General features: G+C 46.1%; 21 protein-coding genes. All 21 read left to right on the top strand.

The features are described 5' to 3' along the window. The first annotated feature begins 112 nt into the window (after positions 1 to 112). The 21 genes from purR (at position 113) to spoIIE (ending at position 21,457) form a co-directional block, all read left to right on the top strand. Positions 113 to 940 (top strand): pur operon repressor, encoded by an 828-nt coding sequence (gene purR, locus V1L65_RS22145; RefSeq protein WP_331701434.1) that lies wholly within the window; start codon positions 113 to 115, stop codon positions 938 to 940. 12 nt (positions 941 to 952) lie between these two features. After that, on the top strand, positions 953 to 1,345 hold the full coding sequence (locus tag V1L65_RS22140; protein WP_331701433.1) for a RidA family protein: 393 nt from the start codon (positions 953 to 955) through the stop codon (positions 1,343 to 1,345). Between the two features lie 130 nt (positions 1,346 to 1,475). Next, positions 1,476 to 1,757 (top strand): septation regulator SpoVG, encoded by a 282-nt coding sequence (gene spoVG / locus V1L65_RS22135; RefSeq protein ID WP_087571183.1) that lies wholly within the window; start codon positions 1,476 to 1,478, stop codon positions 1,755 to 1,757. A gap of 120 nt (positions 1,758 to 1,877) precedes the next feature. Next, positions 1,878 to 3,281 (top strand): bifunctional UDP-N-acetylglucosamine diphosphorylase/glucosamine-1-phosphate N-acetyltransferase GlmU, encoded by a 1,404-nt coding sequence (gene glmU / locus V1L65_RS22130; protein ID WP_331701432.1) that lies wholly within the window; start codon positions 1,878 to 1,880, stop codon positions 3,279 to 3,281. 82 nt (positions 3,282 to 3,363) lie between these two features. Continuing rightward, the gene (locus V1L65_RS22125; protein ID WP_331701430.1) at positions 3,364 to 3,984 is read left to right on the top strand and encodes a 50S ribosomal protein L25; all 621 of its coding nucleotides are present in this window, start codon (positions 3,364 to 3,366) and stop codon (positions 3,982 to 3,984) included. Positions 3,985 to 4,142: 158 nt separating this feature from the next. Next, positions 4,143 to 4,703 (top strand): aminoacyl-tRNA hydrolase, encoded by a 561-nt coding sequence (gene pth / locus V1L65_RS22120; RefSeq protein WP_331701429.1) that lies wholly within the window; start codon positions 4,143 to 4,145, stop codon positions 4,701 to 4,703. 94 nt (positions 4,704 to 4,797) lie between these two features. After that, the gene (locus V1L65_RS22115) at positions 4,798 to 5,028 is read left to right on the top strand and encodes an anti-sigma-F factor Fin family protein (RefSeq protein WP_331701428.1); all 231 of its coding nucleotides are present in this window, start codon (positions 4,798 to 4,800) and stop codon (positions 5,026 to 5,028) included. 196 nt (positions 5,029 to 5,224) lie between these two features. Beyond that, positions 5,225 to 8,740 carry a transcription-repair coupling factor gene (mfd, locus tag V1L65_RS22110; RefSeq protein ID WP_331701459.1) on the top strand — a complete coding sequence of 1,172 codons (3,516 nt, stop codon included), beginning with the start codon at positions 5,225 to 5,227 and terminating at the stop codon, positions 8,738 to 8,740. A 70-nt stretch (positions 8,741 to 8,810) separates the two neighbouring features. Then, on the top strand, positions 8,811 to 9,944 hold the full coding sequence (locus tag V1L65_RS22105; protein ID WP_331701426.1) for a peptidylprolyl isomerase: 1,134 nt from the start codon (positions 8,811 to 8,813) through the stop codon (positions 9,942 to 9,944). Positions 9,945 to 10,571: 627 nt separating this feature from the next. Beyond that, positions 10,572 to 11,444 (top strand): SPFH domain-containing protein, encoded by an 873-nt coding sequence (locus V1L65_RS22100; RefSeq protein ID WP_331701458.1) that lies wholly within the window; start codon positions 10,572 to 10,574, stop codon positions 11,442 to 11,444. 10 nt (positions 11,445 to 11,454) lie between these two features. Then, positions 11,455 to 11,634 (top strand): toxin-antitoxin system HicB family antitoxin, encoded by a 180-nt coding sequence (locus V1L65_RS22095; RefSeq protein WP_331701425.1) that lies wholly within the window; start codon positions 11,455 to 11,457, stop codon positions 11,632 to 11,634. A gap of 254 nt (positions 11,635 to 11,888) precedes the next feature. Then, a complete protein-coding gene (gene spoVT / locus V1L65_RS22090) occupies positions 11,889 to 12,431 on the top strand; it encodes a stage V sporulation protein T (protein ID WP_331701424.1) in 543 nt (180 codons plus the stop codon). A gap of 237 nt (positions 12,432 to 12,668) precedes the next feature. Further along, positions 12,669 to 14,324: an oligosaccharide flippase family protein gene (locus tag V1L65_RS22085; protein WP_331701422.1), complete on the top strand. Its 1,656-nt coding sequence runs from the start codon at positions 12,669 to 12,671 to the stop codon at positions 14,322 to 14,324. Between the two features lie 41 nt (positions 14,325 to 14,365). Continuing rightward, complete coding sequence (gene mazG, locus V1L65_RS22080) at positions 14,366 to 15,847, top strand: nucleoside triphosphate pyrophosphohydrolase (RefSeq protein ID WP_331701421.1); 1,482 nt, start codon at positions 14,366 to 14,368, stop codon at positions 15,845 to 15,847. Positions 15,848 to 16,032: 185 nt separating this feature from the next. Continuing rightward, complete coding sequence (locus V1L65_RS22075) at positions 16,033 to 16,305, top strand: HU family DNA-binding protein (protein WP_331701457.1); 273 nt, start codon at positions 16,033 to 16,035, stop codon at positions 16,303 to 16,305. A 3-nt stretch (positions 16,306 to 16,308) separates the two neighbouring features. Continuing rightward, positions 16,309 to 16,593 carry an RNA-binding S4 domain-containing protein gene (locus V1L65_RS22070; RefSeq protein ID WP_331701420.1) on the top strand — a complete coding sequence of 95 codons (285 nt, stop codon included), beginning with the start codon at positions 16,309 to 16,311 and terminating at the stop codon, positions 16,591 to 16,593. 160 nt (positions 16,594 to 16,753) lie between these two features. Further along, the gene (gene yabP / locus V1L65_RS22065) at positions 16,754 to 17,038 is read left to right on the top strand and encodes a sporulation protein YabP (RefSeq protein ID WP_331701419.1); all 285 of its coding nucleotides are present in this window, start codon (positions 16,754 to 16,756) and stop codon (positions 17,036 to 17,038) included. Continuing rightward, positions 17,035 to 17,655 carry a spore cortex biosynthesis protein YabQ gene (gene yabQ / locus V1L65_RS22060; protein WP_331701418.1) on the top strand — a complete coding sequence of 207 codons (621 nt, stop codon included), beginning with the start codon at positions 17,035 to 17,037 and terminating at the stop codon, positions 17,653 to 17,655. Before yabP ends, yabQ begins: the two co-directional genes overlap by 4 nt. 5 nt (positions 17,656 to 17,660) lie before the next feature. After that, a complete protein-coding gene (locus tag V1L65_RS22055) occupies positions 17,661 to 17,972 on the top strand; it encodes an FtsB family cell division protein (protein WP_331701417.1) in 312 nt (103 codons plus the stop codon). A 99-nt stretch (positions 17,973 to 18,071) separates the two neighbouring features. Beyond that, positions 18,072 to 18,572 carry a S1 domain-containing RNA-binding protein gene (locus tag V1L65_RS22050; protein ID WP_331701415.1) on the top strand — a complete coding sequence of 167 codons (501 nt, stop codon included), beginning with the start codon at positions 18,072 to 18,074 and terminating at the stop codon, positions 18,570 to 18,572. A 452-nt stretch (positions 18,573 to 19,024) separates the two neighbouring features. After that, the gene (gene spoIIE / locus V1L65_RS22045; RefSeq protein WP_331701456.1) at positions 19,025 to 21,457 is read left to right on the top strand and encodes a stage II sporulation protein E; all 2,433 of its coding nucleotides are present in this window, start codon (positions 19,025 to 19,027) and stop codon (positions 21,455 to 21,457) included. Positions 21,458 to 21,499: the final 42 nt, after the last annotated feature.

Here is a 21,499-nt window from a genome sequence, read left to right as displayed (position 1 = left end):
GCGCCTCCTTCGTTTAAGCGAAGGGCAGAGAAGGCGTTTATCCTTGATTGAATCCGTATATAAATGATATATTGTCTATATAATATTCGGATTTAGGACGGGGGAGATCGGCTTGAGGAAGGTTAAACGCAGCTCAAGATTAGTGGAAATGACGCAATATTTATTATATCGACCCCATACGTTGATTTCCTTGACTACATTTGCAGAGCGGTATCAATCAGCTAAATCATCGATCAGCGAAGATTTGGCTATTATAAAAGAGGTTTTCGAAGAAGAAGGAATTGGACAGCTGCATACGCTTGCCGGGGCGGCTGGCGGAGTGATGTACGTTCCCTCCATACATAAAGAAAATGCTCTGTCCATTATTCAGCAAATTTGCCATCAGCTCGAGCAGCCTGACCGAGTGCTGCCAGGCGGCTACTTGTATATGACGGATATGCTTGGACAGCCGAGCTTGCTGGCGGATGTAGGAAGAATGTTCGCATCAGCCTTTGCCGGCCGAAATATCGATGTTATTATGACCGTAGAGACGAAAGGTATTCCGCTGGCCTACGCAACTGCTGCGTGCCTGAATATTCCCGTCGTCATTGTAAGGCGTGACAATAAGGTTACTGAAGGTTCAGCAGTCAGCATAAATTACGTATCCGGTTCTACGAAACGAATTCAAACGATGTCTCTGGCTAGAAGAGCATTGAAGGAGCAGTCCCGTGTTTTAATTATAGATGACTTCATGAAGGCAGGCGGGACGATCCAAGGAATGATGGATCTGTTGTTTGAGTTTAATGCTGCAGTTGCCGGTGTCGGTGTATTTGTTGAGTCTGGTGAAATCGATTTGGAAGAACGTTTACTGGAGGACTATGTATCCTTGGCTAAGCTTACAGCTATGGATATGAAGACGAAGCAAATGAAAGTAGTACCGGGAAATTATTTTAATGAGTAGGGGATGAATGTCATGGCACAGGATTTAAAGATTGTATCCACTGAGCAGGCACCAGCAGCTATAGGCCCATATTCGCAAGCGGTCGTTTTTGGTAATCTGGTTTTTACTTCTGGCCAAATTCCGCTGCGGCCAGATGGTCAATTGGTGGAGGGCGGCATTGAAGCGCAAACTCATCAAGTATTTGCAAATTTAAAAGCGGTGCTGGCTGAAGCGGGTTCTTCGTTGCAGCAGGCTGTTAAAGTAACTGTATTTTTAAAAGATATGAATCAATTTGCGACCGTAAATGAAATTTACGCAAGCTATTTTTTAGAGCATAAGCCATCAAGATCAACCGTTGAGGTGGCAAGGCTGCCGAAAGATGTTTTTGTCGAAATTGAAGTCATCGCATCGACAAATGTCGAATGAGTACGAAAAAAATGCAAAAACAAAAAAAAATTTTAAAATGAGTATCAAATTACCAAATTACTAGAAGGAATTTGCAAAAATACGTGGAATATTACACCAAGTCTCAGATGGACAAAGGTGGTGAACACAAATGCAAATTACTGATGTCAGACTCCGCCGAGTAAATTCGGAAGGTCGAATGAAGGCAATCGCTTCCATTACCATTGATAATGAATTCGTCGTTCACGATATCCGTGTAATCGATGGCAACAATGGTATGTTTGTAGCAATGCCAAGCAAGCGCACTCCTGATGGCGAATTTAGAGATATCGCTCATCCCATCTCTTCTACTACACGGGAGAAGATTCAAGCTGCAGTTTTGGCTGAATATGAGCGTGCTGCCGATGAAGTTGCAATTGAAGAAGGAGCTTAACAAGGAAATAATGGATGTAACCGTTTGATCTGAGAAGAGAGCTTAATGCTCTCTTTTCTTTTTTTTGTTTTTAAGTTATATTATTTGAGAATTTGTTTGACCAAGGGAGTTGAGCTGAATATGAAACAAATGGCCATTGTGCTTGCGGCAGGTCAAGGCAAGCGAATGAAATCAAAATTATATAAAGTCATGCATGCTGTATGCGGAAAACCGATGGTAGAGCATGTAGTAGAAGCTGTTCAAGCGGCAGCTTGCGATCGAACAGTTGTTATTGTCGGACATGGCGCTGAAGCCGTACAGACGCATTTAGGCGGCAAGGTAGAGTATGTTATGCAGGAGCAGCAGCTTGGCACAGGGCACGCTGTTATGCAGGCTAGAGAGCTGCTTGGGCAAGAGGATGGCGTTACTGTAGTTGTATGCGGTGATACACCGCTCGTCAAGCCAGAGACGATTACTGCAATGCTGGAGCTGCATAAGAGCAGCGGCGCTGCTGCGACGGTGCTGACGGCGTCTTTTGATCAGCCTGCCGGATACGGACGCGTTATAAGAGCGGAAGACGGCACGGTGCAATGTATCGTGGAGGACAAGGACTGTACGCCTGAGCAGGCGGCAGTTCGCGAAATAAATACGGGCACGTATTGCTTTGACAATCGCAAGCTGTTTGCTGCGCTGGAGCAGGTAACGAATGATAATGCGCAGGGAGAATATTATTTGACAGATATAATTGGGATCTTCAAACAGAGCGGCGATGTGGTACAGGGCTACTGCACGACAGACTTGGCTGAAGCGATCGGGGTAAACGATCGTGTTGCACTTGCTGAGGCAGAGCGCTTGATGCGCAATCGCATTAACCATGAGCATTTGCTTGCTGGCGTAAGCATTATTGATCCTGCAAATACGTATATTGAAAATAATGTGCAAATAGGGTCAGATACAATTATTTACCCGGGATCGATTATTCGCCGCGGTACAATAATTGGCGAAGCTTGTATAATTGGTCCGCAGGCTGACATAGCTAATTCCACAATAGGCGACAGGGCAACCGTCAAATATTCGACAGTGAATGAATCGGTCATTGGCGAGGAAAGCACTGTTGGCCCGTATGCCAATCTTCGTCCCGGATCAGTCCTAGGACGCCACTGCAAAATCGGAGATTTTGTAGAACTGAAAAATGCCGTGCTGGATGATGGCAGCAAAGTATCTCATTTGAGCTATGTTGGCGATGCGCGCGTAGGCAAAGAAGTTAATATTGGCTGCGGTGTGGTAACTGTTAACTATGATGGCTTTAATAAGGCGCTTACTGAAATTGGCGATCATGCTTTCGTTGGCAGCAATGTTAATCTTGTAGCACCTATAAAGATTGGCGATGGAGCTTACGTGGTTGCCGGCTCTACGGTGACGAAGGATGTTCCTGCCGGCGATATGGCAATCGCCCGCGAGCGCCAGGTGAATAAGGCAGGCTATGCCGAGAAAATCAAATCAAAAGCGAAAGCTAAAAAAAATAACAGCTCGCCTAAGAATTAAGTTTTCTAGCCGCGATTGTGATTAATCTTTCGTTCTAATGGGTAAAGTGATATGGAAATCGAAATTATATAGGAGGTTCCATATGGCTATTACAATTCAGGCTGATCAAAGAAATCTTACAACCAAAGGCGATCTGCGCAGGCTGCGTTCAGTAGGGCAAATTCCAGCTGTTGTATATGGCAAGCAGCTTCAGAATCCCCAAGCAATCAGCGTTAGCGAGAAGCAGGTGGCAAGCTTGCTGCGCACGCATCCCAACGCTGTATTTACATTGGAAATTCCCGGCACGGGCAAGCAGTCTGTCATGATTACAGACGTGCAGAAAGCTGTTTTAAATGGACAAGTGCTGCATATTGATTTCCATCAAATTAATATGAATGAAAAGGTCAGGACGCAAGTCCGCATTGAAGTGACAGGAGAAAGCTTCGGCGTGAGAGAGGGCGGCATTCAACAGTCGATCTTGCACGAGCTTGAAATTCAGTGCTTGCCTAGTGATATACCTGAATTTATTCCGGCAGATATTACTAATCTTGCTGTAGGGGAAAGCCTTCATGTCAGCGATTTGTATTTGCCGGAGGGCGTTGAGGCCAAGACTGAGGCTGACGCAGTCGTTGTAACGATACTGGCTCCACAGAAGGAAGCGGAGACAGAGGAAGAGGATGCCCCTGTAACAGCTGAGACAGAGGAAAGCACAGCAACTTCATAAATTATTTTGAGACAAGCATGCATTCTTGAAATTTTGTATTTTTGGCGCCTGTCGCTTTTTATAGACAAAAAACCGCCTTGCAGGTAAGGCGGTTTTTGCCGTTGTTTACGCCTGCCTCATATTGTGCTACATTGATTCGTAAAGGAGTGTATGAAACGATGAAATGGTTTGTAGGTCTAGGCAATCCAGGCACAGCCTATCAGGATACGCGCCATAATGTCGGCTTTATGGTTATTGACGAGCTGGCCAAGCGCTGGGATATTAAAGTGACTACGAGCAAATGCAAGGCGTTAGTCGGCGAAGGCAATGTCAATGGCACTAAGGTTGTGCTCATCAAGCCAATGACTTATATGAATTTGTCGGGTGAGGCTGTAAGGGCCTATTTGGACTACTATAAAGCAGATCCGGAAGATGGCGTTATCATATACGATGATCTGGATACAGAAACGGGCAGGCTCAGATTGCGCTATAAAGGCAGCGCTGGCGGCCATAATGGCATTAAATCACTAATTCAGCACTTAAATACCCAGCAATTTAATAGAATTAGAATGGGGATTTCCAGACCGCAGCCGGGAATGGATATCGCGGATTACGTGCTTTCCAAATTTCCAAAGTCAGAGAAGGAAGCGCTCGCCGCTATGATTGAACAGGCTTGCGATGCGGCTGAATACAGTCTGAAGGCGCCATTTGAAGAAACAATGGCCAAATTTAACGGATAAAGTGATGCAGCCATGCGAAAATGATTTGCACGAAGATAAAATGTTTGCAAACCGGGCATAATGAAAGGTATAACATCCTTTCAGGAGGCATAATATGGCTGTAAACTATATTTGCAGGCATTGCAAAACAGCAATGGGCGTTATTCATGAATCAGAAGTGTCCGAGCAGCAGCTGGGATTCCATTTCTTGACCCCCGAGGAGCGCAACGATATAATAGCGTATAACTCAAGCGGTGATGTAACAGTTAAGCTTGTTTGCGATTATTGCGCAGAAGCGATTCATGCTAATCCAGACTTATTGCTTGTAAGCAACCCTCTGCAGTAAGCCTGTTTGAACGCATAAAATTGTAGGAGACGAGCTACGCAGTCCTTCGACGGCAATAGCTCGTTTCGTATGAACCTTTCTGTTACATAGTTTTGAAATTGGAAGATAAAACAATAGTGTGTATGCCGGCTGAATGCAATTCAGCCATATTTTGGTTTTCAAAAGAAAAGAGGTGACGCTTGCATTGAAAGCGCTAATGAATGCTTTTGTTGCGGACGCAGATGTTCAAAGCTTATTGACCGGGATTCAAAAAGGAATGCGAGAACAGATGGTGTCCGGCCTGGCAGGCTCTTCCCGCCAAGTGCTTATTGCAGCACTCAAAAGAGAAATTGATCGACCTATATTAGTCATTACACATAATATGTTTTCTGCACAAAAAATTGCTGAGGATTTGCAAGAATGCCTCTCGCCTGACGAGGTGCTGCTCTATCCTGCCAATGAACTGCTCGCAGCTGAATCGGCTATTTCCAGCCCTGAAACGCTGGCACAGCGAATAGAAGCTTTGACTAAGCTGTCTCAAGGCTTTAGAGGGATCGTTGTAGCCCCTTATGCGGGGGTTCAGCGTTATTTGCCTATTCGCAGCGCCTTTACTGATGCTCAGTTTTCGATACGTGTAAAAGACGACCTTGCTATAGAGGCTTTCCTGCGCCGCATGACTTCCTTGGGATATACGCGATCGGATCGCGTAGAAGCTAAGGGAGAGCTTAGCGTGCGGGGCGGTATTGTCGATTTCTATCCGCTGACGGCAAGTCAGGCTTATCGGGTTGAGTGGTTTGGTGATGAAATTGATTCTATCCGCAGCTTTGATCCAGCAGACCAGCGCTCGCTTGCTCAATTGGAGGAGCTGGCTATTACCCCATGTCAGGAAATAGTAGCGGATGAAGCGAGAATGGAAGCGGCGGCTAGCCAAGCACAGCATATGCTGGATCGTCAATTGGACAAAATGACCGATCGCACAGCCAAGGAAAGATTGCGGGCAGAAATCGGCGGAGAGCTGGAGAAGCTGAGAGAGCACACCTATTTCTCTGAAATTTATAAATATATAACTTTATTATATCCGGAGCGCCAGACCATTATGGATTATATGGCACAGGATACATTGCTAGTGCTTGAAGAGCCTACGCGTCTGCTAGAGACAGCCAAGCAGCTTGAGAGAGATGAAGCGGAATGGGCAACCCACTTGCTGTCCACCGGCAAATCTCTGCCAACGTTTACAATTGCGCGCAGCTCGGATGAGGTATTGTATCATCGTCCATTCCCTACGTTGTTCCTGTCGCTTTTCTTAAGGCAAATTCCGCATACGCAGCCGCAAAATATATTGAATATGACTAGCCGTTCCATGCAAAATTTCCACGGGCAAATGAACTTGCTCAAGACGGAGATGGAGCGCTGGAAAAAGGTCGGTTCAAGCATTATGATGCTGGCAGGCAATGCTGAGCGCATGGAACGGATGCGCCGTGTACTTGATGATTATGATATTGAGGCTCCTATATTGCTGGAAGGAAATCTTCAGCAAGGCTTTGAGCTGCCCTCCTCTCAGCTTGTTGTTATTACAGAAGGCGAGATGTTCTCTCAGAAGCAGAGAAAAGCTAGACGCATAGACAAGAGATTGGACAATGCAGAGAGAATCAAAAGCTATACGGAGCTTAAGGTGGGCGATTATGTCGTCCATCAGAATCATGGCATCGGCAAATATGTCGGGATCGGCACTCTTGAGATTGCTGGCATTCATCGCGATTATTTGCATATCGTATATGCTGGCGGGGATAAGCTTTCAGTACCGATAGATCAAGTAGATTTAATACAAAAATATGTTGGCTCTGAGGAGCGGGAACCGAAGATCAGCAAGCTTGGCGGTGCGGAGTGGACGAAAGCCAAGACCAAGGCACGCGCCTCCGTACAGGATATTGCTGATGATTTGATTAAGCTGTATGCGGAGCGCCAGTCTGCGCCCGGCTATGGGTTTAGCAAGGATTCCTCGTACCAGCAGGAGTTTGAGGCGATGTTTCCCTATGATGAGACGCGCGACCAGCTGCGAGCGATTGAAGAAATTAAGCGTGATATGGAAAAAAACCAGCCGATGGACCGATTGCTGTGCGGGGACGTAGGCTACGGCAAGACAGAGGTTGCCGTTCGGGCTGCCTTTAAATCGACGATGGACAGCAAGCAGGTCGCTGTGCTGGTGCCGACGACAATATTGGCTCAGCAGCATTACGAGACCTTTAGAGAAAGATTTGCAGGGTATCCGATCAATGTACAGGTATTAAGCCGTTTCCGTTCGCGCAAGGAGCAGAATGAAACGATTAAAGGCTTGAAAAACGGCAGTGTTGACGTAGTCATCGGAACGCATAGGCTGCTGTCGCAAGATATTATATTTAAATCGCTCGGCTTGCTCATTGTCGATGAGGAGCAGCGTTTCGGCGTTTCACATAAGGAGAAGCTGAAAAAATTAAAAACGAATGTCGATGTATTGACGCTTACAGCTACGCCAATTCCGCGGACGCTTCATATGTCTATGCTTGGCGTTCGAGATCTGTCGGTTATTGAGACGCCTCCTGAGAACCGCTTTCCTGTTCAAACCTATGTCGTTGAGCATAGTCCTGCACTCGTTCGTGAAGCGATTGAGCGCGAGCTGGCGAGAGGCGGGCAGGTATACTACCTGTACAATCGTGTGCAGGGCATCTATCAAATGGCAGAGCATATTAATGCGCTTGTTCCCGACGCCAAGGTTGCAGTAGGCCATGGCCAGATGTCTGAGCAGGAGCTGGAGAAAACCATTTTGGATTTCCTTGACGGCGAATCCGATGTGCTCGTAAGCACAAGCATAATCGAGACAGGGGTAGATATCCCTAACGTCAATACACTGATCGTTCATGATGCGGATAAAATGGGCTTGTCCCAGCTTTATCAGCTGCGCGGCAGGGTAGGCCGTTCCAATCGGATTGCATATGCCTATTTCACCTACCAGCGTGACAAGGTGTTAACGGAGGTAGCGGAAAAGAGGCTGCAGTCAATTAAGGAGTTTACAGAGCTGGGTTCAGGCTTTAAAATCGCAATGCGGGATTTGTCCATTAGAGGCGCCGGCAATTTGCTTGGTGCTGAGCAGCACGGTTTTATCGCATCAGTCGGCTTTGAAATGTATTCCCAAATGCTGGCGGAAGAAATCGCAAAACGCAAGGCTGAGATGGGCGGCGAGCAAGTCGTGGAAGAAAAGCCGACTGTTACTTTAGTTGATTTAAGCGTAGATGCTTATCTGCCTTCCGAGTATATTTACGACAGCATTCAAAAAATAGAAATCTACAAGAAAGTATCCGTTATCAGCACGTTCCAGGAAGCCGATGATATGGTTGACGAGCTAATCGACCGCTTTGGAGATTTGCCGCAGGCTGTATTGAATTTAATGTCGGTTGCCAGACTAAAGGTGTTTGGTGCACAGCTTGGCATAGAGCAAATCAGTCAGCGTGCTGATGATTTGAGCATTAAATTTGCGGAGAAAACGAATTATAGGATTGATCGCAAAAAAGTGGATAAGCTTTGCTTGAAGTATGAAAATCGTTTCAAGCAAAGTGCGGAAACAGAAGAGCCGCGTACATTGCTGCTGCGGGGCAAGGGGCTTAATATGGAGCAAAAGCTCCATTATTGCGAGAAATTTTTGACCGAGTACGCAGAGCTGATTGTGGTAAAGCCTTCCTTGCAAAAGGCTACCCCATAGAGAAATTCGCATTTAGAGATAGGTTTCTGTTACAATGAAACCAAGTTTATATTTTGAAAGGGGACTATACATGTTGCTGAAAACACGCAAATCGGGATGGCGCAAAAGCGCGCTGCTCGTTATTGCAGCAATGCTTGTCATGACGATTGTGGCGGGCTGCGGTAATAACAAAAAGGGAGATTATTCTTTGCAGTTTAAAGGGGTAGACAAAGGCGAAGTTGTCGCTACCTATGAGGGCGGACAAGTAACACAAACTGAATTTGATAAGTATCTTGCTTTGCTTGGTTTAGCGCAGCCCGAGTCAGAAGCAATTTTTCAAATTCCGCAGTTTCAGGAAATGATTTTGGAGCAATATGTTTCTTATAAAGTGATTGGAACAAAAGCGACAGCTGACACGATGACAAAAGCTAAAGAGCTTGTAACGGATCAGCTTAAGCAATTTAAAGATCTTAAAAAAGAGAATAAAGATTTTAACAAGCTGGTAAAAGATAAAAAAGTGTCGGATGACGATATGGCTACGTTTTTGATGCTTACTGCCGTGCTTGTTACACATATGAATTCTTTGGTAACCGATGAGGATATGCAAAAGGCTTACGAAACTTTACAGCCTAACTTTGCAATTTCGACAGTACGCCATATTTTAGTTAATACAGTCGAAATAAACCAGCAAACGGGCGAGCAGAAGGAAGTTCGCACGGATGAGGAAGCGCTAAAGCGCGTGAATGAAGCAAAAGAAAAATTGCTGGCCAATGAGGATTGGGACAAGCTTGCAAAAGAATACTCTGATGATGGCGGCTCCAAGGAAAAAGGCGGATTGTATGCAGATACAGATGCAAGCGGCTGGGTTGAGCCGTTCAAGCAAGCTGCTTTTAAACAGGAGATCGGTGTAATTGGCGAGCCTGTGAAAACAGAGTACGGCTACCATATTATTAAAGTGGAGAAGCGTGATGTAACGGCGCTTGATAAGCTAAGCGAGTCTCAGAAGGCACAAGTTAAGGATTCAGCGGCTTATGCTCATCTGGAGAAATTCCTCGATGAAGAAATGGAAAAGCTCAATATCAAGATTACATTGCCGCAGCCTGAGCCTAGCCCAGGTGAAAGCCCAGGTGAAAGCCCAGAGACAAGTCCAGAGGCAAGCCCGGAGACAAGTCCAGAGGCTAGCCCAAAAGCTAGCCCGGAAGCTTCCGAAACACCTGCTAAGTAAGAGACCGCTCCTTTTGCAGGAGAAATATTGTGAAAGAGCCCTTAGGATAAATTTTCCTGAGGGCTTTTTTTAAAATCTAGGAAAGTGCGACTAAGCCTAGGTTGTGAAGTTTAGCAGGTAAGCCTTGAAGTAACTGGTGAAACCGGCGATCCATTACTGAAGCCCGGTTCACTTACTTCGTCGCAGAGTATTCTGAGCAGTGATGAACTTCTAAGGGTTGCCATAAACGCTATTCGTGCAAAAACGGTGGTTTAAATTTTCTAACGGTTGTCATTGTGCTTAATTTCCCAAAAAGCACTGATTTTGCTCGAGAAAGGTACAATAGCGTTCATGACAACCATTACATTTTCGAATGAGCTAAAATAATCGAAATAGCCTCTGTGGCAACCGTTAGGCAATTATGGCAGTTGATTATAGGGGGCGTTTTACCATTATCCTCTAATATGATCATAAGTATCTGCTTATGCAACAAAAAGACTGCTTTTTGATTCTAACGGTCATGGATGACCGCACCGCCAATAGCGCCGCATCGTTTGTTCTTTACAAACGATTGTGAAAAAACAATTGCTTATATTTGTAAAAAGTGATATCATAAATATATCAAAAAGATATGGAGTGATGGCGATGATGAGAGAGAAAAAAGCATGGTACGTAAGCGGATATCTTGCCCTGTTAGTTGCGCTTGTAGCGCTGCTGGGCGGAGTGTTTCTAACGTTGTATACCGCGATCACAGAAGCCTTGCCGGTGTCCTTCGTTCCAATAGGTATCGTACTCGTATTGTTATCTATAGTTTGTTTTACTTCGATAGTCATAGTGCAGCCTAATCAGGCTAAAGTCATTACTTTCTTCGGAACTTATACAGGGACAATTAGCGAAAGCGGATTATGGATGGTACTGCCGTTTACCAATAAGACAAATGTATCGTTGAAGGTGCGTAACTTTAATAGCCAAACCTTGAAGGTGAATGATGCAGAAGGCAACCCTATTGAAATAGGCGCAGTAGTTGTTTATAAGGTTACAGATACGGCTAAAGCTACTTTTGACGTGGACCAATATGAAAAGTTTGTAGGTATTCAAAGTGAAACGGCACTGCGTCATATCGCAGCGCAGTATCCTTATGACACCTTTACGGATGAATCCAAAATTTCCTTGCGCGGCAATGCCGATGAAGTTGCCGCAGAGCTGCTGCTGGAGCTGCAGAAGCGTCTAGACGTTGCAGGTGTACAAATGCTTGAAACAAGACTGACGCATTTGGCCTATGCGCCTGAAATTGCAAGTGCAATGCTGCAGCGGCAGCAGGCGATCGCGATCGTATCTGCCCGTCAGAAAATCGTTGAAGGTGCTGTAGGCATGGTGGATGCTGCTCTTAAGCAGCTGGAGGCAAACGGAGTAGAACTGGATGCTGAACGTAAAGCGGCAATGATTAACAATTTGATGGTGTCAATTGTTTCGGATCGGGCAGCGACGCCGGTAATTAATACAGGATCGCTCTACGGCTAGAGGATTTGTGATGAGCAAACAAAAAAAAGCATTTCCACTCCGTCTTGATCCGGACCTTCATCGGGCATTGGAGCAATGGGCTGCGGATGAATTTCGCAGCGTAAACGGTCATATTGAATATTTGCTGCGAGAAGCATTAAGCAAGGCTGGACGATTAAAAAAACAGCAGCAGCACGATAAAGAATCTTAATGATTTGAGCCTGGGAAAGCTTTCCTGGGCTCGTTTTTTGTTGCTGATTAAGCTGGAAGCGGCATGCATAAGAAATTGGGAATCGAAGAATACTATGGCTAGTTTCAAAAATGTTGTATCTGAGGCAATTTCAATGGGTAACAATTAATAAGCAGCACTAGTATGAAATTGACTCATCGGTGACACATTATTACCACTATGTGTATTCCATAACATTAATTAAAATTTTTTGGTGAAAGCGGGGCAACAAGACTATGAAAGCAACTGGTATCGTACGCCGCATCGATGATCTTGGACGAGTAGTTATCCCGAAGGAAATTCGTCGAACACTGCGCATACGTGAGGGAGATCCCCTGGAAATATTTGTAGACCGTGATGGAGAAGTTATTTTAAAAAAGTATTCTCCAATTGGCGAGCTTGGCGATTTTGCGAAGGAATACGCAGAATCTTTATTTGAAAGCACTGGACATATAACGTTGATCAGCGACAGGGACAGTATTATTACAGTAGCTGGCGCATCGAAAAAGGAATTGCTGGATAAGCAGATCGGCTCTACGCTTGAGGCTTGTATGGAAAACCGTCGCACAGTATCTGAAAGCACAGCTGGAACATCTGAAATTATTAAGGATGGCCACGATAACTATACTTCATTTATTGTTGCTCCTATTATCGCTGGCGGAGATCCAATCGGCACAGTCGTAATGCTCAGCAAGGAAGAAGGCGTTCAAATGGGGCAGCTGGAAATTAAAATTGCGGAAACCGCCGCAGGCTTCCTAGCCAAACAAATGGAACAATAAAATTGCATTGGATACAGCTCTTTGAGCGACAGCATATGTCGGACAAAGAGCTGTTTTTGGATTTTAGGTCAATAAAAAGGAAGCATTGTCAGGCTTGTTCTGACTTGTCACCGGGCATACAAGATAATGTATAATAGACAGCAGACAAGTGTCGAATCAGATGAGTGTGTCGATGCCTTTCCACAATGAATCGACAGCCTCAAGATATGCGCTAGCTAGTAGAGCTGAGGTGAGGAGATGGCTGGGCGGCATAAGGATGGGCATTTGCAAGCTATCGGTCTGCGCGGGGCTGCTGTGCTGGCGGGCGCTGCCCTGCTTACGAAATTAATCGGCGTGCTGCAAAAGATACCTTTGCAAAACTTGGCAGGGGATCGTGTTTTCGGCATCTATAATGCGGTTTACCCTTTATATCAGCTGTTGACTGTGCTGGCGACTGCAGGCTTGCCGGCTGCTATATCCATTGTAATTGCGCAGCAGCTTCAAGAAGGCGCTGCCAGCAATCAGATTAGAGGAACTCTGTATACTGCGCTTGTAACGCTAGGCGTAATGGGAGCCGCTGCAGCGCTTTGCTTATGGCTGCTAGCTGATCCTATTGCATACTGGATGGGGGATCGCGCTGCAGCAAGCTCGCTGCGCAGCTTGTCAGCGGCGCTCGCTGTTGTACCTCTTGTAGCTGCTTTGCGGGGATATATACAGGCTATGGATCGAATGGCCTTATCGGCAGCTTCGCAGGTGATAGAACAACTGATACGCGTTGCGGTTATGGTTGCGGTCTTATTTTGGAGCTTGTCCGCAAGCTGGGAGGCAGCATCGTTGACAGCGGCTGTCATGAATGGTTCTGCAGCCGGTGCGGTTGCGGCATTGCTGCTTCTGGCAGTCTTTGCTCGCACAAAGCACACGGAAACTGCCGAGCGCAGCTCCATATTTGGACTGCGAGATGCAGCCTTGGCAGCAAAAAAGCTGTTCGCTGTTGCTCTGCCCGCAGTGCTTGGTGCGGCGGTTGTCCCGGCAATGGGTGTAGTCGATGCTTTTACCATTCCCAGAATGCTGCAGGCCGGCGGAGCTGCGGAAGATGCAGCTATGGCGCAATTCGGCATTTACAGCCGGGCGCTGCCTTTGGTGCAGCTCGTTGTTATGATAGCCGGTGCAGCTGCCGGCGCTTTGGTGCCGCGGCTCGTATTGCTGGCTGATAAAAAAACGCTTCACCACAGCGTGCATATAATTATTCGCATCTCTTCGCTGATTGGGGCGGCAGCTGCAGTAGGCTTGCTGCTGCTTGCAAAACCAATCAATATAATGCTTTATGCCAACAGCAGCGGTACAGACGTATTTGCGATTATAGGATGCACCGCGTTTGCGAGCTGCATATTAGCCGCTGTCTCACCCTTATTGCAGGTGCTGGGAGCGATTCAGGCGCCTGCACTGCTGCTGCTTACAGCAGCTTGCACGAAGGGTGCGCTCAATCTTATTTTTACATCACGCTTTGGCATTGTAGGGGCTGCATTTGCCGGACTGGCCGCTCTATCGGCAGCTGCGGCTATCGGATTGGTTATGGCCTGCATGAAGCTTAACAGGGCAACTTATGGCGGAAACAAAACCAATAATAAGCGCCGTTCTTTTTTCACTTCCTCGGCTGCAGCTGCGGTTATGGGGCTTGTAATAATGGGGGGAGCAGTAACAGGCATGCAATGGCTTATAAGCAGCATGATAGGCTCGGTAGTGTCTGCGCGGCTGTTAGCGGCCATAGTGTCGATTACAGGCGTGGCTGCTGGCGGTATTATATTTTTGGCGGCGATATTAAAAACGTCTTTTATTGGACAAGCTGAATGGAAGCTTCTCGGCATTAGCGGCAAGCTGCTGAGCAGGATAAAGCGTTGGCAATCAAAGCGTTAATCGCTACAATAAAAAGAACTGATGCCGAAGGAGGCATAGATATGTCTACAGCACAAATTACAGTAGTTGGTCTTGGGTCAGGCCATCCTGATCAGTTAACGCTCGGTATTTGGAGGAAGCTGCAATCAGCTACTGAGCTATACATAAGAACCAAGGATCATCCCGTTATGACCTTGCTCGATGCTGAAGGGGTGGCTTATCGTTCTTTTGACGATATCTACGAGCAGCATGAATCTTTTCCTGATGTGTATGAAGCGATAGCCGGCCAGCTAATAGCTGCAGCGAGCAATAATAATGCTGCGGCAAATATAGTCTATGCTGTGCCTGGCCACCCTATGGTGGCAGAGCGAACGGTGCAGCTGCTGCGCGAGCGATGCCACAATCAATCGATTGAACTTAACATTATGGGCGGCGAAAGCTTCCTTGACCAAGCATTTGTCAGACTTGGCATAGATCCTATCGAAGGCTTTGCTTTGCTGGACGCCTCAGAGCTTCCAATCGCACTGCTGCAGCCGCAGCTGCATACGATTATCGGACAGGTCTACGATGCATACACAGCATCCGATGTTAAGCTAGCCTTAATGGAACGCTATCCCGATGATTTTGAGGTCTATGTTTGCCACGCGCTTGGCGTAGCTGGAGATGAACAAATTGTACGAGCACCGCTTTTTGAAATTGACCGGCTTGACGGATACGGCAATCTGTCGCTTGTATATGTTCCCCGTTCAGACAATCCTGATTTACGCAACCGCACGCTTGAACGGCTGCATGAGATTGTTGCTATATTGCGCAGCCCAGACGGCTGTCCTTGGGACCAGGAGCAAACCCATCAATCTATTCGCAAAAACTTTATTGAAGAGCTGTACGAAGCGCTTGAAGCGTTGGATAATGATGATCCGGACAGCATGGTTGAAGAGTTTGGCGATGTTCTGCTGCAGCTTATGCTTCATAGCCAGATGGAAGAGGAGCAGGGCACCTTTACCATCTATGACGTTGTCGAGGCTTTGAGCGAAAAGCTTGTATTCCGTCATCCGCATGTTTTTGGCGAGCAGCAAGCAGGCAATGCCGAAGAAGCGCTTGGCAACTGGGAGGAAATGAAAAAAGAGGAGCATAAGCGCAAAGGGACAAAGCGGCAATCTCAGCTGGATGGAATTCCGCCGGATCTGCCTGCTTTGATGAAGGCATACAAGCTGCAGAAAAAAGCGGCAAAGGTTGGCTTTGACTGGAGTGAAATTGATTCTGTTCTGGCCAAAATAGAGGAAGAGCTGTCAGAGCTTCGGGAAGCTATTGCCAGCAAGGACCCTGAGGAGCAGGCCGGTGAGCTTGGCGACCTGTTATTTGCCGTAGTAAACGCTTCGCGCTTCATCAAGGCCGATCCAGAGGAGGCGCTCACTCGCACAAACCGCAAATTTATTGATAGATTTCAATATATAGAAGAGCAGCTTGGTATAAAAGGAAAAACTTTTGACCAAACTGATTTACTAGAGATGGATCGCTTGTGGGAGGAGGCAAAATCAAGATAATTGACTATGAAATGTCATAATTCGCTTTAATCCTACACAATCAACAAAAAAAATTAGTAGACTAGCAGGAATTTAAAGTTGCGAGCAGAATATGTATTCTTCAGAAAGAATAAAAAACTCATAGCTTGGCTAGGCTCTCAAGCCAGCCATCAATCATTGTACGCAAATATAGGAGGATATGAATGATGAACAAAACAGATTTGATTAACAATATTGCTGAGAAAAGCGGTTTGACAAAACGTGATGTTGAAGCAGTACTTAACGGTTTTCTAGGTGAAGTAACAGATGCACTTGCTGGCGGAGATAAAGTACAGCTAATCGGCTTCGGTACTTTTGAAACTCGCACTCGCGCTGGTCGTATCGGCCGCAACCCGCAAACAGGCAAAGAAATCGAAATTCCTGAGTCCAAGGTTCCTGCATTCAAGGCTGGCAACAAGCTGAAAGAAGCGATCAAGTAATTTATGCGTCTCGACAAATTCCTTAAAGTCTCCAGGCTGATCAAACGACGTACTGTTGCGAAGGAAGTTTCTGAGCAGGGCCGTATTTGGATCAATGGCAAAGAGGCTAAACCAAGCTCTACGGTTAAGGTAGGCGATGAGCTTGAGATTCAGTACGGACAGAAGATGGTAACGGTACGTATTGAGCGTTTGGCCGAAACGACTCGTAAGGATGAAGCAGGAGAACTTTATACAGTTATCAAGGAAGAACAGAGGCAACGTGAGCCGGAGTTCGACTGGAATAACTAAGCTAACAATCTGTCCACACAGCGGGCAGATTTTTTTTTAATAATTTTAATAAGACGAGCGGCACACATGGCCTAATCCTGCAATTGTTTCTGTTTTTAGTTCTAAGATCGCCCTCCTGTCCATAGGATGAAGTAATATGAATTAAGCGGGGGACGAGTCTATGGCGGAATCCAATAAAGGGCTAAAGCAGCAGGAAGTGAAAATGATCAATCGCAAGGTGCTTGAGCTTACAGGCGTAATGAATGTGGAGAGCTTTGACAGCGAGCAATTTTTGTTGGAGACAAATTTGGGTTACCTGTCCATACAAGGGCAAAACTTGCATATGAAGCATTTGAGCCTTGAGCAGGGCATTGTTATTATCGAAGGCTATGTTCATTCACTCGCCTATAAAGACTCTGCAGGAGCAAGCAAGTCCAAAGGGCTGCTGGGTAAAATATTTAAGTGACGCTTACGATCCAGTGGCTTACCATAGCCGCAATGCTGACCGCGGGCCTTGGAATGGGAGCTGTATTTGACGGCTATCGCGTAGTGTCCAATGAGCTTAAGTTCCCGCGCTGGTGGCTGCCGTTTCTAGACATCATGTATTGGATTGCAGCGGCGCTTGTTGTCTTTCGAATGCTGTACGCTAGCAACAACGGCGAGGTGCGGGCGTACGTATTTCTTGGACTAGCTTTAGGCGTGCTCATTTATTATTGGCTGTTTAATCGTGTTGTTGTTGCAGTTGTTCGTTGGCTTATTCGTGCGGTTCGAACGCTTATTCGGATCGGTATTCGAACACTTGAGTTAATTATTGTAAAACCTACCCTATTTTTGTATAATGTATTAAAATTCGTAATAGGAATTGGGTCTGCAATCACTATTTTCCTGTTTAAACTTGTGTTACAATTGTTGCGACCCTTTGGTAAATTGCTTGCGTGGCTGCTAAAGCCTATTTGGCGACCAATCGTGCGCGCAATCGTACCGAAGTGGCAAACATGGAAACAAGCCTGCGCATCAAGCAAGCTTGTCAGTCTGGTTCTATCTTGGAAATCCCGGCTGAATAACTGGTTGAGGAGGAAATAACGTTAATGGTACCCGCAGTAGCAGAAAAGAAAGTATCCGTGAACAAAGCTACAAAACGCCGTTTTAAAATATGGTTCATGTTTATCGTCCTATTTATGGGTTGGGCGGGCTATACGTTATTCGGCCAATACCAGCAGCAGGTAGAGACCAGTAATAAGCTTTTGGCCTTGCAGAAGCAAGTGGAAGCGGCAATTGCTGAAAGTGAAGCATTGCAAAAACATGTCGAGCGATTAAATGATCCGGAATATATAGCACAATTGGCAACGAAAGAGCAAGGAATGGTAAAAGAAGGCGAACAGCAAATTTTTAGTGATTAATACTGGCAGGTTAGGGTGAACGTCTGTTGCTCTGTTTCAGAGATTCGGTTATAATCACGATAGAAGTAAAAAATTTTTTGGAGAGGAACATTTTATTTTATGGCAATTGAAGTGGGCGCCAAGTTAGAAGGAAAAGTGACTGGTATTACGCATTTTGGGGCATTTGTCGACTTGTCGGGAGGTGTCACAGGTCTAGTTCACATTTCGGAGATTGCCGATAACTACGTTAAAGACGTTAAGGATCACCTCAAGATTGATGACGTTGTTAAAGTTAAGGTGATCAACGTTGATAAGGACGGAAAGATCGGATTATCCATTAAGCAAGCCGTTGACCGGCCTGAAGGACAGCAGCCGTCACCAGCGCGAGAGCGAACTGGCGGTGTTGGAGCTGGAGCTGGCGGTGGAGAAAGATTTAACCGCGGAGGCCAGGATCGTGGTGGACGTCCCTTCAACAAGCAGTCGTCTGGCAGACCGTCATTCGGCAAACCGTCATTCGAGGATAAAATGTCTCGCTTTTTAAAAGACAGTGAAGAAAGAATTTCTTCGCTTAAGAAGAACACAGAAGGCAAGCGCGGCGGGCGCGGAGCTAAACGCATGTAAGCATTATTACAAGGATACTAACAGCAGGACCTTAACCGGTTCCTGCTTTTTTTTATTTTATCTGTATTTTTGATTGTCGTATTTGCCGACAATAAAAAATATTCCAAAAAAATTCCACTAAACCTCTGCCATTAACGACAGCTTCCTACGTGTTTTCACTATACTATTGTAAGCGCTACACACTAATTTTGTTGAATGAAGCCCGGCAAAGACTTGCTCTGGCAAGGATTAATCCCTTGCAAACACTGGCTTTTTGTAGGTTACGACAAGCTGTTTTGAGCCGGTGGCATTTGTCGGAAATTTTTTTGCTGCTGCTCTGTTTGTTTGACAAACTTTATAAGGACAGGCCTCTATAATGAAGGACACAATCTATTCGGAAATGGTGGTGTCTGGAAGTGAAGAAAGGAAATGTTTTAGTTTTTCCGAATCTAAAGGGCAGAGACTGGATACGGATGCAAAGCAAAGCAGCCCGCCTTGCCATTACACGCAGCTCTAACGCTATCTGGTCCAGAAAATGGACGTTTCTGCTTATTGGTATAGCTTTATTGCTGGGCAGGGCCGTTATACTGGATTCGTTAATGCCTTTTGCAATCGCCTACTTTGCCGTTATCTATTTTTTGCGCAAGGATATTTATGGCTGGATTGCAGTAGCATTGGTAGCAGGCAGCTTTTTGGCAGTAGAGCCTTCGCCGTTATGGATTGCGATGGAAATTATCGTGCTTTTTCTTATGCTGCGTGGACTGGAGGCTTACGAGAAGGCGGAGCTGTCTACTGCGCCTATCCTTGTTTTTGCAGCGACGCTGCTTGTGCAGCTGTTCAGCGCATTAATTCATGAATCACTTAGCTGGTATGCCTTTACCATGGTGCTTGTTGAAGCGGCGTTAGCGTTTGTGCTTACTTTAGTATTTATTCATGCTTTACCGGTGCTGACCATGAGCAAGAAAACAGCTACGCTGCGGCATGAGGAAATTATATGCGTCATGATTTTGCTGGCTTCAGTAATGACAGGGGCGGTTGGCTGGACGCTGTATGGCATGTCAGCAGAGCATGTGATGTCCCGTTATATGCTTCTATTGTTCGCAATGGCGGGCGGTGCTCCGCTCGGTGCTTCAGTCGGTGTGGTTGCAGGATTAATATTAAGCCTTGCAAATTTTGGCGCTGTTGTGCAGATGAGCATGCTTGCATTCGCAGGCCTGCTGGCTGGCTTGCTGCGTGAAGGCGGCAAAATGGCCACGGCATTCGGAATGCTGCTCGGCACTTCTATTTTAACCGTTTATATCGGTTCACAAGCGGATGTGATGAACTCAACGTGGGAATCTGTTGCAGCTGCAGTTTTGTTATTGCTTACCCCAAGAAGCATTATTCGAACCATCTCCCGTTATGTCCCGGGAACGAATGAGCATGTGAAATCCCAGCATGAATATGCCAAGCGTGTACGGGATGTTACTGCCAATCGAGTCTCTCAGTTTTCAGAAGTGTTTCGTCAATTATCGCGCAGCTTCGGCCAGTTTAGCGGCAGCGAAGCAACTAAGCCGACAAAGGAGGATGAATTGGAGCATTTTATGAATGCGGTTGCTGCGCAAAGCTGTGCTAGCTGCCATCGCCAGCAGGCGTGCTGGAACAAAAAATATTTTCATACGCACAAAATGGTTACAGAAATGATAGAAGCCGTTCAAGCAGGCAAATTGTCTACGGGAGGAGATATGCCGCGCAGCTGGACAAGCCATTGTCTAAAGGCAGGGCAGGTGGCTACGGTTATGCGCCATCAGTACGAGCTTTATCAGCATCATATGCGCTGGAAAAAACAATTATATGATTCTCGTCAATTAGTAACGGATCAGCTGCTAGGTGTTTCGCTCATTATGGAGGATTTGTCAAAAGAAATTAAAAGGGAGGGACAGACGCTTCATTTGCAAGAGGAACAAATTAGAGAGGCGGTGGAAGGATTAGGCTTGTCCATTCAAGGCATTAATATTGTCAATCTTGAGGAGGGAAATGTAGATATTGAGGTTTACCATACTTTTGGGAAGGGGTTTGATGAATGCAGAAAAATTATCGCGCCGCTGCTTAGCGACATTTTGGGAGAGCATATTGCTGTAAAGCATGAGCAGCTCCCCGAGAAGAGCGGCGATCCGCACTTGGTAACCTTCGGTTCAGCCAAGCAGTATGAAGTGGAGACAGGCGTAGCAGGCGCCGCCAAAGGAGGAGATTTGCTGTCAGGCGACAGCTTTAGCCTAGTGGAGCTCAGCAATGGCAAATTTGCTGTAGCCATTAGCGATGGTATGGGCAACGGTGAACGCGCCCGCCAAGAAAGCAGCGCAGCGCTGTCTATTTTGCAGCAGCTATTGCAGTCAGGCATGGACGAGAAGCTCGCAGTGAAATCTGTAAATTCCGTTTTATTGCTGCGCTCTTCCGATGAAGTGTTTGCTACGGTTGATTTGGCCATTATGGACTTATACACAGCTCAAACTACTTTTATGAAAATCGGCTCGACACCGAGCTTTATAAAAAGGGGGACAGAAGTTATTCCGGTTGCCGCCGGCAATCTGCCTATTGGCATTTTACAGGAAATCGATGTGGATTTTGTTTCCATGCAGCTTCTTCCTGGCGACACGCTGGTCATGATGAGTGATGGCATATATGATGCACCAGGCCATGCTGTCAATAAAGAAATGTGGATGAAACGGATTATTAGTGAAATGAAGACGGATGATCCGCAGGAAATGGCAGATATGCTGCTGGAAACAGTCGTGCGCCATCATGAAGGAGATATTTTGGATGATATGACGGTATTAGTGACTCGAATCGATAAGCATTTGCCGGAATGGACATCGCTGCGCTGGCCTGGCATGGCCAGAGTAGAAAGACCTAGGACAGTCAGTTAAAAATATACCATTTATTAATATAAGTTTTGACTCATATAAAGC

The sequence above is a fragment of the Paenibacillus sp. IITD108 genome, from assembly GCF_036541265.1.
Taxonomy (GTDB): Bacteria; Bacillota; Bacilli; order Paenibacillales; family Paenibacillaceae; genus Pristimantibacillus.
This window is presented reverse-complemented; position numbering and strand designations above follow the sequence as displayed.